General features: G+C 71.4%; 9 protein-coding genes. 7 read left to right on the top strand and 2 right to left on the bottom strand.

Features of this window, described 5'->3' with window-relative positions; genetic code table 11:
- Window positions 1-23 precede the first annotated feature (23 nt).
- From AB0M67_RS05960 to AB0M67_RS05930, 7 genes are all read left to right on the top strand, one after another.
- On the top strand, window positions 24-3,008 hold the full coding sequence (locus AB0M67_RS05960) for a DEAD/DEAH box helicase (RefSeq protein ID WP_365743076.1): 2,985 nt from the start codon (window positions 24-26) through the stop codon (window positions 3,006-3,008).
- A complete protein-coding gene (locus AB0M67_RS05955) occupies window positions 3,005-4,330 on the top strand; it encodes an SWF or SNF family helicase (protein ID WP_365743074.1) in 1,326 nt (441 codons plus the stop codon). The genes AB0M67_RS05960 and AB0M67_RS05955 overlap by 4 nt, the downstream gene beginning before the upstream one ends.
- Before the next feature lie 100 nt (window positions 4,331-4,430).
- Complete coding sequence (locus tag AB0M67_RS05950; RefSeq protein ID WP_365743072.1) at window positions 4,431-5,684, top strand: GAF domain-containing protein; 1,254 nt, start codon at window positions 4,431-4,433, stop codon at window positions 5,682-5,684.
- 191 nt (window positions 5,685-5,875) lie between these two features.
- Window positions 5,876-7,345: an aldehyde dehydrogenase family protein gene (locus AB0M67_RS05945; protein WP_365743070.1), complete on the top strand. Its 1,470-nt coding sequence runs from the start codon at window positions 5,876-5,878 to the stop codon at window positions 7,343-7,345.
- A gap of 80 nt (window positions 7,346-7,425) precedes the next feature.
- Window positions 7,426-8,955, top strand: a complete 1,530-nt coding sequence (locus tag AB0M67_RS05940; RefSeq protein WP_365743695.1) for an amino acid permease — start codon at window positions 7,426-7,428, stop codon at window positions 8,953-8,955.
- Window positions 8,956-8,983: 28 nt separating this feature from the next.
- On the top strand, window positions 8,984-10,552 hold the full coding sequence (locus AB0M67_RS05935; RefSeq protein WP_365743068.1) for a GMC family oxidoreductase N-terminal domain-containing protein: 1,569 nt from the start codon (window positions 8,984-8,986) through the stop codon (window positions 10,550-10,552).
- A gap of 172 nt (window positions 10,553-10,724) precedes the next feature.
- Window positions 10,725-12,248 (top strand): aldehyde dehydrogenase family protein, encoded by a 1,524-nt coding sequence (locus tag AB0M67_RS05930; RefSeq protein WP_365743066.1) that lies wholly within the window; start codon window positions 10,725-10,727, stop codon window positions 12,246-12,248.
- Window positions 12,249-12,390: 142 nt separating this feature from the next.
- Here AB0M67_RS05930 and AB0M67_RS05925 read toward each other — a convergent pair whose 3' ends face one another.
- Together AB0M67_RS05925 and AB0M67_RS05920 are read right to left on the bottom strand one after the other, a co-directional pair.
- Window positions 12,391-13,062 carry a hypothetical protein gene (locus AB0M67_RS05925; RefSeq protein ID WP_365743064.1) on the bottom strand — a complete coding sequence of 224 codons (672 nt, stop codon included), beginning with the start codon at window positions 13,060-13,062 and terminating at the stop codon, window positions 12,391-12,393.
- 2 nt (window positions 13,063-13,064) lie between these two features.
- On the bottom strand, window positions 13,065-17,897 hold the full coding sequence (locus AB0M67_RS05920; protein ID WP_365743693.1) for an RICIN domain-containing protein: 4,833 nt from the start codon (window positions 17,895-17,897) through the stop codon (window positions 13,065-13,067).
- Window positions 17,898-18,110: the final 213 nt, after the last annotated feature.

Below are 18,110 nucleotides of genomic sequence, written 5' to 3'. Positions count from 1 at the left end.
AACTTGAGGAATGCGTCTTCGCTGTGCACAGGCTCCCCGCGGCAACGCTCTCCCGGACCGCCGAACTCGCCCACTGTTCCACCGTCTTTCTCCCCGCGGATCCGGCTCGCACCGGGCGGATCGCCTTCTGGCGACCCGACGGCGCGGAGCCGCCGTCCGCACCGGGCTCTCTGGAGGAACTGGCCGTCGTCGACACCGAAGGCCACCCTCTCACGGTCAGGGCGCTGTTGAGTCCCGTATCCACCGCCCTCCCCACGCTGACCAGGGCGCGCGCCTCGGCGAACGCGTCCCCGTCGGCGGCCTTCTGGGGTGCGGCGGCGCTCCTTGCCCTGCAACTCACCGCCCGTGGCCGGTTGTTGCCCGGTCTCACCGGTTCGGATCACGACGCGTGGCGGGCCGGACCACTGACCGCCGAGGACCTGGAGCGGATCCGGGCGCTGGCGGCCGCCATGCCGCCCAGCGCGCACGCCGTACCGCTCGGCGCCACTGCCGGGCGGACCGCCGGATCGGCGGATACGGTGCTTCTCCCCCGGCCCGAGCGGCTGTTGAGGGATTTCCTGGACGCGGTCGCCGATGGGCTGCCGCGCACACCGGCCGCCACGCTCGTCACGGCGGAACCCGCCTTCGCCGCCGCCCCGCCGCGCCGCGTTCCCGAGCTGCGTGACTGGGCCGCGGCTGTGGCGGCGGGACATGACGCGGGCGTGCGGCTCTCGCTGCGCGTCGAGCTGCCGGGTCTGACGGATGCACCTGACGCACCTGACGCGCCGGATACGCCGGGCACGCCGAGTACGTCGGACACACCGGGCACGCCGAGCACGCCGGGATCCGCCTTCCGCGCCGTCCTCCAGATGCACAGCGTCAGCGATCCCTCCGCGGTCCGCGACGCCACCGACGTGTGGTCGGGTCCTGCGTCGGCAGCCTTCGGCCCGCGCGCCCGGATGGACGCCCTGCTCGCGCTGCGCCGCGCCGCCCGCGCCTGGCCGCCGCTCACCCCGCTGCTCTCGGCCGCCGTGCCGGACGCCATCGAGCTCGCGGACGAGGAGGTCACCGAACTGCTGGGCGAGGCGGCCGGGGCGCTCGCCGCGACCGGCGTCCACGTGCACTGGCCCAGGGAGCTGGCGCGCACGCTGACGGCCCGCGCGGTCATCGGCCCACCGGACGAAGGGGCTGACCCCGGCACAGCGGACGCGGCGGGCACCGCCGGCACGGCGGACACCGGCGGATCTCCCCGGCCGGAGACGAATCTGCCCTCCTTCCTGTCCGCCGACGCCCTCCTCTCCTTCAACTGGCACTTCGCGCTGGGCGATCAGCGGCTCTCCCGCGCCGAGCTCGACCGGCTCGCCGAGGCGAGCCGTCCCGTCGTCCGACTGCGTGACCAATGGGTTCTGATCGACCCGGCGGAGGTCCGGCGCGCCCGCGAGAGCCAGGACCGCAAGCTCAGTCCGGTCGACGCGCTCGAAGCCGTACTGACCGGCTCCACCGAGGTCGAGGGCCGCCGGGTCGAGGTACGGGCGACGGGCTGGCTCGCCACTCTGCGCGACCGGCTCGCCGATCCGGAGAGCGCGGAACAGGAGATCGGACAGCCGGCCGCGCTCGCCGCGACGCTCCGCGACTACCAGCTACGCGGTCTCAACTGGCTGCACCGCATGACATCGCTCGGACTCGGCGGCTGTCTCGCCGACGACATGGGGCTCGGCAAGACGATCACCCTCATCGCGCTCCATCTGCACCGGCAGACCGACCCGGCGGCGGCCGGCCCGACGCTCGTCGTCTGCCCGGCCTCTCTGATGGGCAACTGGCAGCGCGAGATCGAACGGTTCGGCCCCGGCACGCCGGTGCGCCGGTTCCACGGTGCCTCGCGCGGTCTGGAGGGCCTGGCGGACGGCGAGTTCGTCCTCACCACCTACGGCACGATGCGGCTGGACGCGGCGAGACTCGGCGGGACCGAGTGGGGCATGGTCGTGGCCGATGAGGCGCAGCACGTCAAGAACCCGTACTCCGCCACCGCCCGGCAGCTGCGCACCATCGGAGCCAGGGCCCGGGTCGCTCTCTCCGGCACCCCCGTGGAGAACAACCTCTCCGAGCTGTGGGCGATCCTCGACTGGACGACCCCGGGGCTCCTCGGCCGCCTCGGTACGTTCCGTACCCGCTACGCGGATTCCGTCGAGAGCGGTAACGACCCGGCGGCGGCCGAGCGCCTCGCCGCGCTGGTCCGCCCGTTCCTGCTGCGCCGCCGGAAGTCCGATCCGGGGATCGCGCCCGAACTGCCGCCCAAGACCGAGACCGACCGCGCCGTCTCCCTCACCAGGGAACAGGCCGGACTGTACGAAGCGGTCGTACGGGAGACCCTGGCCGCGATCGCGGAGGCGGGCGGCATGGAACGCCGCGGACTCGTCGTCAAACTGCTGACCGCGCTCAAGCAGATCTGCAATCACCCGGCGCAGTATCTGAAGGAGGAGCGGCCCCTTCTCACCGACCGCTCCGGGAAGCTGGAACTGCTGGACGAACTGCTCGACACGATCCTCGCGGAGGACGCGAGCGTGCTGGTCTTCACCCAGTACGTACAGATGGCGCGGCTGCTGGAGCGGCATCTGGCGGCGCGCGGCGTGCCGACCCGGTTTCTGCACGGCGGTACACCGATCGCCGAGCGCGAGGCGATGGTGGACCGCTTCCAGAACGGTGAGGTGCCGGTCTTCCTGCTGTCGTTGAAGGCGGCGGGCACCGGGCTCAATCTGACCCGCGCCGAGCATGTCGTGCACTTCGACCGCTGGTGGAACCCCGCCGTCGAGGCACAGGCGACGGACCGCGCGTACCGCATCGGGCAGCTCCGTCCCGTACAGGTGCACCGGATGATCACCGAAGGCACGATCGAGGACCGGATCGCCGAGATGCTGGCACGTAAGCAGGGGCTGGCCGACGCCGTACTGGGCTCCGGCGAGGCGGCCCTGACCGAACTGACCGACGCCGAGCTGGCGGATCTGGTGGAGCTGCGAGGGAGCGCCCGATGAGCGATAGGTACGACGGCGGTTCCGAGGACGGTTCGGCGGACGGCGACGAGCGCACCTTCGCCGCCCTGGCGCCCGCCGGGGGCCGGGCCTTCGCACAGACCTGGTGGGGCCGGGCCTGGCTGAAGGCGCTGGAGGACACCGCGCTCGACGCCCAGCAGCTGAAACGGGGGCGCAGGCAGGCCCGCGAGGGCGCCGTCGGCGCCGTGTCCGTACGGCCGGGACGGATCACGGCGGTCGTCCAGGACCGGGACGGCACCGCCCAGCGCAGCGATGTGCTGTTGCAGCAGCTGAGCGAGGAGGAGTGGGACCGCTTCCTGGACATGGCGGTCGACCGGGCGGGCCATATCGCGGCGCTGCTCGACCGGGAGATGCCGCCGCATCTGGTGGAGGACGCCGCGGGCGCAGGGGTCGAACTCCTCCCCGGTATAGGTGATCTGGAGCCGGAGTGCGGCTGTGAGGCCTGGGACCACTGCCCGCACTCGGCCGCGCTCTGCTATCAGATGGCCAGGCTGCTGGACCAGGATCCGTTCGTCCTGCTGCTGATGCGGGGCAGGAGCGAGCGCCGGCTGCTCGACGAGCTTCAGGTACGCAGCGTCGCGCGTGCGGCCCGTACGAAGGAGGAGCCGGGGGACGGTACGGGCGACGGCGGCGCCCGGAGCGGCGAGGAGGCGGGCGTACCGGCCGTGGCCGCCTTCGCGGCGCGCGACCTCCTGCCCCCGCTGCCCGCTCCCCCGCCGCTGCCGCCGGAGCCGGGGCAGCCTCCGGCCCTCGACACGGAGGGCGCGCCGCCGGCCGGGGTCGACCCGGACGCCCTGGAGTTCCTCGCCGCCGACGCGGCGGCGCGGGCGCTGCGGCTGCTGTCGGAAGCGCTGCTGCCGGGCCATGAACAGCAGTCGGAGGAGCCGGAGTTGACGCCCGGGCAGGATGCGGTGCGGCTGGCCGCCACGGCGTCCGACCAGCGGCTGGTGGCGCGGCTCGCCGCGGGCTCCGGCCGGCGGCCGGCCGAGCTGGACCTCGCGGTGCGCGCCTGGCGATACGGCGGCGCGGCGGCCCTCTCCGTACTGGAGGACACCTGGACCCCGGAGCCCGGATCCCTCGCACGGGCCACGGCGGCGCTCGACGCGGCCTGGGAGGACGGGGACCGGCCGCGGCTGCGGGCGGCCGGCGGCGGGCGCTGGACTGTGGCCGAGGCGTCGGTCCAGCTGCGGTACGGCCGCGACGGGCGCTGGTGGCCGTACCGCAAGGAGCGGGGTCGGTGGGCTCCCGCGGGTCCTGGCGGCCCCGATCCCGCGGCGGCCCTGGCGGAGGCGCTCGCGGAGTGAGGTGATCCGTACGGCCCGGATGCCCGGCGGGACGCTTGCCGGGCCGGGCCGTCCGGGCGACGATGGTCACGTCCGGTGATGTCCGACCGGGGAGGCCGCGTTGACCGACACCTGGGTGGCACTGGAAGCGGGCGCAGATCCGGTGAAGCGCAGAGGGGCGCTGCGCCGCGCGTACGAGTCGTACGCGAGCGCGGGGCGGGTCGAGCATCCGGTGCGGCCGGTGGTGGCCGCCTCCTGGCGGCGGTCCGCCCGCGCCCATGTCAGCCCGGAGGGCGTGGCGCGCGTGGAACTGTCCGACGACGAACTCGCCACGTACCGCGACGCCCATCCGCTGGCCCGGGTGATGCCGCTCTTCCGTGAGCTGATGGGCGCGTACGCCATGGACGGCGAACATCTGATGGCGGTGTGCGACGCGCACGGCAGACTGCTCTGGGTCGAGGGGCACCGGGCGACCCGGCTGCTCGCGGGCGGGATGAACTTCGTACCGGGAGCCCGCTGGGCGGAGGCCGTGGCAGGAACGAACGCGCCGGGCACGGCGATCGCCGTGGACCGGCCGGTACAGGTCTTCGCCGCGGAGCACTTCCAGCGGCCCGTGCACCCGTGGACCTGCGCGGCGGCGCCCGTCCACGATCCGCTCAGCGGACGGCTGCTGGGAGCCGTGGACATCACCGGTGGAGACCGGCTGGCCCATCCGCACAGCCTGGCCTTCGTCGGCGCGGTCGCGCGGGCCGCCGAGTCACAGCTCGCGCTGCTCGCGCCGCCTCGGGACGCGGAGGCCGTACGGCTGACAGCGCTGGGACGGGACGAGGCGCTGCTGGTGGCGGCCGGCCGCAAATTGCGGCTGAGCCCCCGGCACAGCGAGATCCTGACGCTGCTCGCTCGCCGTCCCGAGGGCATGGCGGGGGACGAGCTGCTTGTCGAGCTGTACGAGGACGAGTCGGTCACCCCCGTCACGCTGCGCGCCGAACTCTCCCGGCTGCGCGGGCTGCTCGGCCCGGGGCTGCTGAGGTCGCGGCCCTACCGGCTGGCGGCCCCCGTCGAGTCGGACTTCGGCACGGTGACCCGGCGGCTGGCCTCCGGCTCCGTGACCTCCGCGATGAGCGCCTACGCCGGGCCGCTGCTGCCCGCCTCGCGGGCGCCCACGGTGGTACGGCTGCGCCGGCGTCTCGCGGACCAGCTGCGGGCCGCGCTGATCGCCCGCGGTGACCCGGGGCTGCTGGCCGACTGGGCGTACAGCCCCTGGGGCGAGGACGACCTGCAGGTGTGGCGGGCACTCGCCGCCGTACTCCCCGTACAGCAGCGGCCGGCCGCACTCGCGCGGGTACGGGAACTCGACGCGTGGCAGCGGAGGTGACGGCGCGACCCCGACCGCGAATGCGAACGTACATACGATGAACCGCTCTTCCGGCCGCCCCCGCTCGGCGCCTCCCGCGCTGCGAACCCGCTCCTCCCTCCTTACTGTCGGTTCACAGAGCACCACGGCGCATGGCCCGTGCGACGGGCCGCACTCCGCCGGGTGCCCCGATCGGAACCGGAGGGGCCTTCATGCCGGAGCTGTTCATCGGTGGCAGGTGGACCGCCGCCGTCAGCGGGCAGACGCGCGAGATCCGCTGCCCCGCCGACGGCACGCTGGTCGCGACCGTCGACGAGGCCGGGCCGAAGGACGCCGCCGCGGCGATCGGTGCGGCCCGTGAGGCCTTCGACAGCGGTCCCTGGCCCTTCACGCCGGCCGCCGAGCGCGGCGCACGGCTGCTGCGCGTCGCGGAGCTGCTGGAGCGCGACAAGGCGGCACTCGCCAGAGCCGAGTCCCTGGACACCGGGAAGCGGCTCGTCGAGAGCGAGTACGACATGGACGACATCGCCAACTGCTTCCGCTACTTCGGCAATCTGACGGCGGCCGGCGGCACGGACAGGGTCGTCGACACCGGCAACCCCGGTGTGGACAGCCGAGTGGTGCACGAGCCGGTCGGTGTCTGCGCGCTGATCACCCCATGGAACTATCCACTGCTCCAGACCGCCTGGAAGGTCGCCCCGGCGCTCGGCGCGGGCAACACCTTCGTCCTCAAGCCCAGCGAACTGACCCCGCACACCGCCATCATGCTGATGAGTCTGCTGACCGAGGCCGGGCTGCCCGCCGGGGTCGCCAATCTCGTCCTGGGCGCGGGACCGACCGCGGGCGCGCCGCTCAGCGAGGACCCGCGGGTCGACATGGTGTCGTTCACCGGCGGTCTGGTCACCGGCCGGCGCATCATGGCCGCCGCCGCACCGACCGTGAAGAAGCTCGCCCTGGAGCTGGGCGGCAAGAACCCCAATATCGTCTTCGCCGACGCCGATTACGAGGCCGCCGTCGACTACGCGCTGACCGCGGTGTTCCTGCATTCGGGACAGGTCTGTTCGGCCGGGGCGCGGCTGCTCGTCCAGGAAGAGCTGCACGACACGTTCGTCGAGGACGTGGTGGCCCGGGCGCGCGCGATCCCGCTGGGCGGACCGTTCGACGAGAACGCCAGGACCGGACCGCTGATCTCGGCCGCGCACCGCGCCAAGGTCGAGGCTTATGTGACGGCCGGGCTGGCCGAGGGCGCTGTGCTGCGCTGCGGGGGCGCGCGGCCCGACGACCCCGCGCTGCGCGACGGCTTCTACTATCTGCCGACCGTGCTGGACGAGTGCGCCCCGGGGATGTCGGTAGTGCGCGACGAGTCGTTCGGACCGGTCCTCACGGTTGAGCGGTTCCGCGACGAGAAAGAGGCGCTCGCACTCGCCAATGACACGATCTACGGACTCACGGGGGCCGTCTGGTCGCAGGACGTCGGCCGTGCGCACCGGGTGGCGTCCCGGCTGCGCGCCGGCACCGTATGGATCAATGACTTCCAGCCGTATGTGCCCCAGGCGGAGTGGGGCGGGATGAAGCAGTCGGGTTTCGGCCGGGAGCTCGGTCCCGCCGGGCTGGCCGAGTACCAGGAGGCGAAGCATGTGTGGCGCAATCTCTCACCGCGGCCCCTGGGATGGTTCGAGTGACCCCGGGCCCCGGCCACGCACCGTCGGGTCCGGAGCCCGCACCCGATCAGCCCGCGCCCGATACCCGTAGCGCCCAGGACATCCAGAGCCAGGACGACGACGATTCCCTCAAGGCGTTCGGCTACAAGCCCGAACTGAAGCGCACCCTCGGCAACTTCCACACCTTCGCCGCCGGGATCAGCTATATCTCGATCCTGACCGGCACCTTCCAGCTGTTCTACTTCGGGGTCAAGTTCGCCGGACCCGGCTACTGGTGGTCCTGGCCGATGGTGTTCCTCGGCCAGCTGATGGTGGCCCTGTGCTTCTGCGAGCTGGCCGCCAGCTATCCGGTCGCCGGTTCGATCTACAACTGGTCCAAGAAACTCGGCGGACCGCATATCGGCTGGCTGGGCGGCTGGATGATGGTGACCGCCACCATGGTCTCCCTCGCGGCGGTCGCCCTCGCCTACCAGATCACGCTGCCGCAGATCTCCAGCGTCTTCCAGATCGTCGGAAACGGCAGTGGAAAGACGGACGCGGCGAAGAACGCCGTGCTGCTCGGCACGGTACTGATCGTCTTCACCACCCTGGTCAACGCCTTCGGCGTCAAGCTGATGGCCACCATCAACTCCGCCGGGGTGATGGTCGAGCTGATCGCCGCGATCGTACTGATCGGGCTGCTGGCCGCGCACATCACCCGCGGACCCGGCGCGATCGTCACGACCAGTGGCTTCGGCGCCGGTCAGCCGCTCGGCTATGTGGGCCCCTTTCTGACCGCGTCGCTCGCCTCCGCGTATGTGATGTACGGCTTCGACACGGCGTCCTCGCTGGGCGAGGAATCGCTCAACCCCAGGCGCAACGGGCCGCGCGCCATCCTGCGGGCCCTCATCGCCTCCTTCCTCATCGGCGGGCTCATCCTGCTGTTCGCGCTGCTCGCCGTGCCCGATCTGCACAACAAGGCGCTGTCCGTGGACGGGCTCCAGTACGTGGTGCTCTCCACGCTCGGCTCGACCGTCGGCCAGATCGTGCTGTGGTGCGTGGTCGTCGCCATCACCGTGTGCGCGCTCGCGGTCCACGCGGCCGGTATCCGGCTGGCGTTCGCGATGGCGCGTGACAACTGTCTGCCCGCGTCCTCGCTGGTGGCCCGGGTGAGCCCGCGGTTCGGGACGCCGGTGGTGCCGGCCATCTTCATCGGGCTCGTCGCCATCTGCATCCTGGTGATCAATATCGACCAGCCACAGATCTTCTCGGTGATCACCAGCATCGCGATCATCATGATCTATGTGGCCTATCTGATGGTCACCCTCCCCATGCTGGTCCGCCGGCTGCGCGGTACCTGGACACCCGCCGTGGGCCACTTCTCCCTGGGTGGGCTGGGGCTGCCGGTCAATGTCCTCGCCGTGCTGTGGGGCGCGGCCATGTCACTCAACCTGGCGTGGCCACGCCACGAGGTGTACAACGCGGCACCGCCGTACCACTGGTACCTGCGCTGGGGCGCGTTCCTCTTCGTCGGCGCCGTCGCCGCCGGCGGCTTCACCTACTACTGGTTCGTCCAGCGCACCCGCACCGGCACGCTCGAAGCGCACCGGTCCCCGGCCGAGGAGCCCGAACCGCCCGCCACGACCCCCTGAACACCTCTGACCTGGACCTGGAGCAGCGATGTCCGAGGAACACCCTGTGCGTGAGTTCGACTATGTGGTGGTCGGCGGTGGAACCGCCGGCGCCGTCGTCGCCGCGCGGCTGACCGAGGATCCGGAGGTCACCGTCTGTGTGGTGGAGGCCGGTCCCTCGGACGTCGGCGACGACAGCGTCCTCAGACTCGACCGGTGGATGGCGCTGCTGGAGTCCGGGTACGACTGGGACTACCCCATCGAGCCGCAGGAGAACGGCAACGACTTCATGCGGCAGGCCCGCGCCAAGGTGCTGGGCGGCTGCTCGTCCCACAACTCCTGTATCGCCTTCTGGGCGCCGGCCGAGGATCTGGACGAGTGGGGCGCGCTCGGCTGTACGGGGTGGAGCGCGGCGGAGTGCTTCCCGCTCTACCGGCGGCTGGAGACCAATGACGCGCCGGGCGACCACCATGGGCGCTCGGGGCCGGTGACGATCCGTACCGTACCGCCGAACGATCCATGCGGTGTGGCGCTGCTGGAGGCGTGTGCCGCCGCCGGAATCCCCGTCACCCCGTTCAACACCGGCTCCACGGTGGTACGCGGGGCGCACTGGTTCCAGATCAACGCGCGTGAGGACGGCGTCCGTTCCTCCGCCTCGGTGGCGTATCTGCATCCCGTCCTGGGCAACCGGCCGAACCTGGAGATCCGCACCGGTCGCCAGGCCAAGCGGCTGCTGTTCGACGAGGCGCGGCGCTGCACGGGGGTCGAGTATCTGGAACCCGACACGATGCACAGCGGCGCTGTCGCGGCCCGGCGCGAGGTGATCGTCAGCTGCGGTGCCATCGACTCGCCGAAGCTGCTGATGCTGTCCGGCATCGGTCCCGCCGGGTGGCTGCGGGATGTCGGGGTGGACGTACGCGTGGACTCCCCCGGCGTCGGCTCGCGTCTCCAGGACCATCCCGAGGGCGTGATCATGTGGGAGGCGAAGCGGCCGATGGTCACCTCGTCCACCCAGTGGTGGGAGATCGGAATCCTCGTGGACACCGAACCCGGCCTGGACCGGCCCGATCTGATGTTCCACTACGGTTCGGTGCCGTTCGATCTCAACACCTACCGGCGCGGCTACCCGACCACCGACAACGCCTTCTGTCTCACCCCGAATGTCACCAGGGCCCGGTCCATGGGGACGGTCCGGCTGCGCACCCGTGACTTCCGGGACAAGCCGGTGGTGGACCCGCGCTACTTCACGCATGAGCACGACATCCGGGTGATGACCTACGGGCTGCGGCTGGCGCGGGAGATCACCGCCCAGGCGCCGATGGCCCCATGGACCGGGACCGAGCTGGCACCCGGACCGGCGGCACGCTCCGACGAGGAGCTGTTCGCGTACATCCGCGAGACCCACAACACCGTCTACCACCCGGCGGGAACGGTACGGATGGGGGCGCCGGGCGAGGTCGACGCGCCGCTCGATCCATGGCTGCGGGTCAAGGGCGTCACCGGGCTGCGGGTGGCCGACGCGTCCGTGATGCCGTTCCTGACCACGGTCAATCCCTGTATCACCACGATGATGATCGGCGAGAAGTGCGCGGACATGATCAAGGCGGAGGCGGAGTGAGCCGAGCCGGAGTGAGGCCGGGCGCGGTGAACCGGGGCGCGGTGAACCGGGACCGCCGGACCGCGTGGACGACCACGGCGGCGGTGCAACGTCGTCGCAACCTCCCGCTCCATAAGGTCGGGCGCGGGCGCCGTCCAACGGCGGGCGGCGCGGAATCCGGGAGGCCACAGAGATGACCCGTTACGCAGCGCCCGGCAGCGAGGGCGCGATCGTCTCGTACCAGTCCCGCTACGACCACTGGATCGGCGGGGAGTACGTACCGCCGGCCCGCGGCCAGTACTTCGAGAACCCCAGCCCGGTCAATGGCCGCCCCTTCACCGAGATCGCCCGTGGCACGGCGGACGATGTCGAGCGCGCCCTCGACGCGGCGCACGGCGCGGCCCCCGGCTGGGCGAAGACGTCGGCGTCGGACCGTGCCAACATCCTCAACCGGATCGCCCACCGGATGGAGGAGCATCTGGAGGAGCTGGCGGTCGCGGAGAGCTGGGAGAACGGCAAGCCGGTCCGGGAGACCCTCGCGGCCGACATCCCCCTCGCCATTGACCACTTCCGCTACTTCGCGGGGGCGCTGCGCGCCCAGGAGGGCACGCTCAGCGAGCTGGACGACGACACCGTCGCGTACCACTTCCATGAGCCGCTCGGGGTGGTGGCCCAGATCATCCCGTGGAACTTCCCGATCCTGATGGCGACATGGAAGCTGGCGCCCGCGCTGGCCGCCGGGAACGCCGTCGTGCTCAAGCCCGCGGAGCAGACCCCCGCTTCCATCCATCTCTGGATGAGTCTGATCGCCGATCTGCTGCCGCCTGGCGTCGTCAATATCGTGAACGGCTTCGGCGTCGAGGCGGGCAAGCCGCTGGCGTCCAGTCCGCGCGTGGCGAAGGTCGCGTTCACCGGCGAGACCACGACGGGGCGGCTGATCATGCAGTACGCCTCCGAGAACATCAAACCCGTCACCCTGGAACTCGGCGGCAAGAGCCCGAACCTCTTCTTCGACGACGTCTGGGCCGCCGATGACGACTTCCGCGACAAGGCGCTCGAAGGCTTCACGATGTTCGCCCTCAACCAGGGCGAGGTGTGCACCTGTCCGTCACGCGCGCTGATCCAGGACGGCCACTACAGCGAGTTCCTGGCGGCGGGCGTGGCCCGCACGGAGGCGATCGTGCCCGGCCACCCGCTGGACACGGACACGATGGTCGGCGCGCAGGCCTCCAACGACCAGTTGGAGAAGATCCTCTCGTATCTGGACATCGGCCGGCAGGAGGGAGCCAAGGTGCTGACGGGTGGTCAGCGGATCGACTACGACGGCGAACTGGCCGGCGGCTACTACGTCCAGCCCACGATCTTCGAGGGCCACAACCGTATGCGGATCTTCCAGGAGGAGATCTTCGGCCCGGTCCTCGCGGTGACATCCTTCAGCGACTTCGACGACGCGATCAAAACCGCGAACGACACGCTGTACGGTCTGGGCGCGGGCGTCTGGACACGGGACATGAACACCGCCTACCGGGCGGGCCGTTCGATCCAGGCGGGCAGAGTCTGGACGAACTGCTACCACGCCTACCCGGCACACGCCGCGTTCGGCGGCTACAAGCAGTCGGGGATCGGCCGCGAGAACCACCGGATGATGCTGGACCACTACCAGCAGACGAAGAATCTGCTTGTCTCGTACTCGGCGAAGAAGCTCGGATTCTTCTAAGGGCCTGAGAAGAGGTGCCCGACCCGACTCCCGGATGGCCGAGCAGACGGTCTCGGATCTTGTCCTCGTCGTCCGGGTCCGGGCTCAGGACGTCTGCTGCGAGGGGTGGGCGGAACGTGCGTCCCGCCCACCTCTCGTCACGTCAGCCCCTCCGAAGGCCCTGTTCGACCGCAGCTTCCGGGTGGCCGAGACGTTCGCCGACGGCCACCAGCGCTGCCCGGCACGGGCCGTCCAGCGGCAGCGCGTGGCGTTTGACCGCGCGCAGGAAGAGCCGGAACCCGAGGTCGGCGCACGCCCCGGAGATCACCTGCGCCAGCGCCGGTACCAGGGGCGCGGGCAGCGGCAGCGGGTTGAACACCTCTCCTTCCTCGTGTGCCCGCGTCAGCGCGGCGGCCAGCGGGGCCATCGCCCTGTGCACCGCGGCGCGCAGCGACTCGTCTGTCACGGGGTCGGCCGGGGGCGGGGTGAAGCCGGGGTCACGGTGGGATTCCGCCGCGAACCAGGCCGATTCGATCCGCTCCAGCCACTCCCGCGCTCCGACCTGCTGCTTGGCCGGGTCGAACGCGTGGTCGGTTGAGCCGACCCAGGCCGTGCGGATCGTGTCGTCCGCCAGGCCGGAGTTCAGTAGCCGCCGTATGTCACGGCCCAGTTGCAGGGACGCCGGGTGGCCGAGCTCCCGGACCGACCGTTCGGTGATCAGGAGTATGGCCGAGACCGGCCCCCGTTCGATGAGGCAGTCCATCTCCGCGGGAGGCAGATCCGCCAGCTCATCGCACTGCTCGGAGAGCCAGGTGAGGCCGGTCTCGTATGTCATGTTTACTCCGGGTAGGCGGTGTAGACGACCCAGGTCTTGGGCTTCATATGCCCCTTGGCGAACTTCAGCTGGATCACCACCGTGTTGCCGACGGCCTGGCCTGCCGCGTCGCCGCCCCTCACCCACTTCGTACCGAGCGAGGCGCCGTGCCCGGTGACCGGTATGCGGATGGGCAGCAGGTCCTTTCTCGGGTCGAAGCCGATACCCTTGCCGACCCGCTGGGCCTGCCTGAGGCGCCAGGCCTCCAGCTTGTCCGCGTTGCCGGGCAGCTTGATCCAGTCTGCCATGGCCTGGTCGACCGCGGCGACGGCGACGTTCTTGCTGGCCCACTGCGTCGCCACGCCGTCCTTGGCCAGCTTCTCGGCCAGCCTCTGGGGGCTGAGGTCCACATGGTCCCCGAGAGTGTGCGCACCCTCGACGCCCTCGTCGGCGAGGATGTTGGTGCAGTTGTGCACCAAGACGTCGCGGGAACGCTGCCCGGCGGTGCCGACGTAGAACGAGTGGAACCCGTCGACCGTGAGGTCGAACACCTCACGGGGCGCCAGGCCGGCGCGGTCGCGCAGGCCCTCCACCCGGTGCCGGCTTCCGTCGGGGGTGCGCAGGCGGTCGCCCACCCGCAGGTCCGAGACCAGCGTCCAGCCGCGCTCCGCGACATAGAACCGGTGACCGGCCGTGCTGGTCAGGACTCCGCCGCTGACGGTGATGTCCACCAGCCGCGTGGTGTCGTGGCTGAAGGTCGCGGTCACCGGCTGGGCCGCGGACTGCCCGCTGCGCGGGTCGGTGGCCAGCACCGTCTCACCGACGTGCACATCGCGGATCGCCTTGCGGGAGCCGTCCGCCATGAGTACCTGGGTGCCTCCGGGGAAACTGTTCCGGGTGCAGGTGGTGACCAGGTCCTCATACGCGTCGACCGTGTTCTCGATCTTGGCGAGGGTCGCCGGGTCGACGTCCAGTGCCTTCAGCGCGTTGAACGCCTCCCGCACCCCGGTGCCCGTGCGCATGGCGGTCTTCAGGGCGTTGAGTCCCTCGACGACCTTGCCCAGCGCCTTGCCCGGGATGAAGTTGGACGCCGCCCAGGCACAGCCGGACGCACTGCCGTGCCAGCAGTCCAGGAAGTCCTGGACCAGGATCTGCTTGCCGATCTCCAGATAGGTCTTGAGCAGGCCCTGCAGGATCTCCCACTGGGTGAATGTCTTGGTGATGTCCTTCTTCAGGCCGGTGAAGGGCTCTGAACCCAGGTGCACCGTGTCCTCCGAGGGGCAACCCGACTGGGTCGCCGGCACGTTGGCGTTGGTGCACAGGTAGTAGTCGACCTTGACGTTGAAGGTGTAGGTGAAGGTGACCGTGCAGCTCGTGCCGACGCCGGGCGGCAGCTCGCACGGCTGCTGCTGCTTGACATCCGTGACCTCGACGCTGTCCTCGTCCACGACGAAGAACGTGCCGCCGCCGAAGCTGGTGCCGGCGCCGTCGCTGACCGTCTGGTTGGCGGCCTTGCGTTCGGCGGACTCGGCTGCCTGCTGTGCTGATTCGGCGAACTCCTGGGCGTCCTTGGCGGCTTCCTCCGCCGCCGTGGCGGCCGTGTCGGCCCGCTCGGCAGCGGCTCTGGCCTGGCTGGCGGACTCCTCCGCCTGCGCGGCGGCCTCGCGGGCGGCGGCGGCGTCGAGAGCGGCGGCGTCGGCGGAGCTGCGGGCGGCTTCGGCGTAGCCCTCGGCGCGACCGGCGGCCTTGTCGGCGGCTGCCGCGTCGGCGGTGGCCTGGCTCTGGTAGTCGATGGTGCGGGCCAGCGACTGCTGCGCCTTCGCCGCGGCGGTCGCCGCCGCGGCCGCGTAGCTCAGAGCCTCCTTCGAGTAACCGCGGGCGTCCGCGGCGTGCTTGGCGGCGTTCGCCGCGTGCTGGTAGGCGGCCTTGGCGTCGCCCTGTGCCTGGTTGGCGATGATCTGGGCGGCCGCGGCCTCCTCCGCCGCGTTGGTGGCGTGGGCAGCCGCGACGGCCTGCTGCTGCTCGGCGATGGTCTTCGCCGCCTGGCCGGACAGGACCACCAGAGAAGCGGCCGAGTCCTTGGTGATGTACGGCGAGCCGAGCTGGATCGCGTCGTTCGCGGGAGCCGCGACCTGCGCGGCCGCGTTCCCGGCGTCCACCGCCGCCTGCGCGGTGACATAGGCGAACCCGCCCGCCTTCGCCGCGGCGACGGTGGCCTTGTTGGCCTCGGCCTGCGCCGCGTCCGCCTCGGCCTTGGCCGTCTTCGCCTGTGCCTCGGCCTCGTTGGCCGCCTCGACCGACAACGCGGCCTCGGCCGAGGCGTGCTCGGAGGCGTCGATGGCGTCGGCGGCGGCGCTGGTCGCGGTGCGCACCGCGGCGTCCGCCCGCAGCTTCGCCGCCTGCGCCTCGTCCGCGGCTGCCCGGGAACGCTTCGCGGCGGCCTCCGCACGGGTCGCCGCCGCGTCCGCGTCCGCTGCCGCCTGGGTGGCCGCGTCGGCCGCGGTACGAGCCCGGCCGGCCGCCGCCCCGGCGTCGTCCGCGTGCCGGTCGGCCTCATTGGCCGCCGCCCGCGCGGCGTCCGCCGCGTCCCCCGCGTCCAGGGATTCGGCGTAGGCCTCCTTGGCGTCGGCCTTGGCGCGCGCCGCGTCCGCCTTCTGCTCGGCGTCCCACGCGTCATCACGCAGTTCCTTGGCACGATCCCGGGCGGTCTCGGCGTCGTCCTTCCGGGCCACCGCCGTGGCCTCCGCCGTCTCGGCCCTGCCCTTGGCGGTCTCGGCGTTGACCGCTTCGGCTTCCGCGGTCTGCCGGTGCCGGGCCGCCTCCGACTTCTTGAGGTCGGCGGTCTCCTTCTCCTTCTTCGCCGTGGCCTCTTCGGCCTCGGCCTTCAGCCGCTTGGCGTGCGCCTCGGCCGCCGCCGCCTTCGCGTCCGCCTCCGCGGCGAGGGACTCGGCGAGCTTGGCCTCGGCCAGCTCCTTGTCCTTCTTGGCGTTGTCGCGGTGCAGCTTGGCCGCGTCCGCGGCCGACTTGGCCTGCAGTTCGGCCCGGTAGGCCGCCTGCTTGCGGAACTCCGCCTTGGACTGCGCGGCCTGCGCCAGCGCCCGCTGGGCGATCGTGGCGCTGTCCGCGGCAGCCGCCCGGGTGGCCGCCTCGGCGGTCTCGCCGGCCTTCACCAGCGCCGTGACCGCGGCTGCCGCACCCTGCGTGACCTGCGCCTTCTGCTGGCCTACCAGCAGACCGCGACCCCGCGGCGCCCCGTTGGCGTCCGCGATCGCGTACGCCGCCTGCTCGGCGGTGCCGCTGGCGCTCTGGGCGGCCGTCGCGGCCGTCGCCTGGCGCTTGAGCTCGGCCAGCTCGGCCTTCGCCCCCGCGCGCGCGGCGCTCAGCCGCGTCGACGCCTTGGTGAACTCCGCCGTCGGCGGAACGTTGCCGTTGTGCTCGGAGACCTTGAACAGCACCTTCTGCGTGGCAGCGGTGCTACAGGCGGCGGCGAGCGCGTCCTGACCCGTGGTGTACGCGGGGAAGTTCAGGCACTTGCTCGCCCCCACGTTCTCCAGGGTGGCGCCGGCCCGGACGCTGAACTTCCACACCTGCATGGGCGTGCCGTTGCAGGTCCAGATCTGGATCTTCGTCTTGTTGGTGGCGACGTCGAGGCACTTCTGCGAGTTCACGTTCTGCAGGCTGTAGCCATCGCCGTAGCCCCCGTTGATCCTCCACTGCTGGGCGGCGGCCGTGGAGCAGGCGACGACCTCGACAGCCGTGCCGTTCGCGGTGCCGGAACCCTGCACGCCCAGGCACTTGCCGGTCGCGCCCGGGATCTGGATGGCCATCGGGGAGTCGCCGATCCAACCGATGCCGCCCGAGGACCAGTAGTCCTGCCAGCGGGTGATGTGGTCGGCGACCCACGAGTGGCCGAGCATCTCGCCCATCGACTCGGAGGCCACGGTCAGCGCCTGGACGGCGTTCTTGTTCGCGGTCAGGATGTCGTTGCGCTTGGCGGCCTGCGAGCCGATCTCCTGCTGCCACTCCGCCGCAGCTGCCGCGGAGACCTCGCCCAGGACCTTCTCCGGGTCCATCGGATCACGCCACGCACAGGCGGCGAAGCGGGACTTGAGGTCCTCGACCGCGACCCGGTGCTCGGCGGTACCCGGCACCGGCGCCTTGTTCGGGAAGCCGCCCGAGCTCAGGAAGAGGCGGGCATTGTCCGCGCCGGTGGGCTCCAGGCTCCAGTCCGTCAGGTGCTCGTAGCCGTCCCGCAGGGCGATCTGTCGGTTCCAGTCGGGCAGGGACGGGTCGGGGTCCTTGCCGTACAGCGGCTGCCCCAGAGCCTTGACCGCCGCGACGGTCTCCGCGTCGGCCGGCGGAGTCGCGTCCTCGTAGAAGTCGCTCTCGTCCTTCCAGAACCGGTCGGCGATCCACCCCGTGAGGCCGGTCTGGGAATGGAAGTCCTCACGATCGTCACTGCCGCCGGTCCCGGGCGGCCACTCGAAGTCGGTGACGGAATCAAATCCGCCCGGCGTCTCAAGCCCGGTTATCTTCCAGCTGTCATGGAGCTCGTTGAGCCGGTCCAGCTCAGCAAGCGCGGCATCCCGGTCCGACTCGTACGCGGTGGCGAGCGGCGTGTCCTCCCAGTAGTCCCGGTTCGCCAGCTCCCGCAGCCGCTCCGGACTCTGGTTGAGCGCGTCCTTCGCGGTGGTGGCCATGGCCGGCCCGCCCAGCCGCAGTACGTCGCCCATCAGGCACTGGTCCTGCCGCAACAGCTCGGCGGCGGTGTCCTCGTACCAGTCGTAGTCACTGGCCAACTCGGTCGGCGGTGCCGTGTACCCGTCGCTCACACCCGCCCCGGCCAACACGGCCATGGCGAGCAACGGCGGGAGCAGACGGCTGGTCAAGCGGGAGTATCGAGTCAAGGATCTTCGAGACCTTGAGGGTCTGGAGCGCAATGGAGTACCACTTCTGGTCAGGGAGCCGACCGAAGGATGCGGCGTGGCCCGCGTGACTCAGCGGCCTCGAACCCTCGAACCTATCGGTCGCTCAAGCGATGTGTCCGAACATAGAACAAAAGACCGGAC

The sequence above is a fragment of the Streptomyces sp. NPDC051662 genome (assembly GCF_040681655.1).
Taxonomy (GTDB): Bacteria; Actinomycetota; Actinomycetes; order Streptomycetales; family Streptomycetaceae; genus Streptomyces.
Note: the sequence above shows the minus strand (reverse complement) of the source record. Positions and strands in the feature narration are given on the sequence as shown.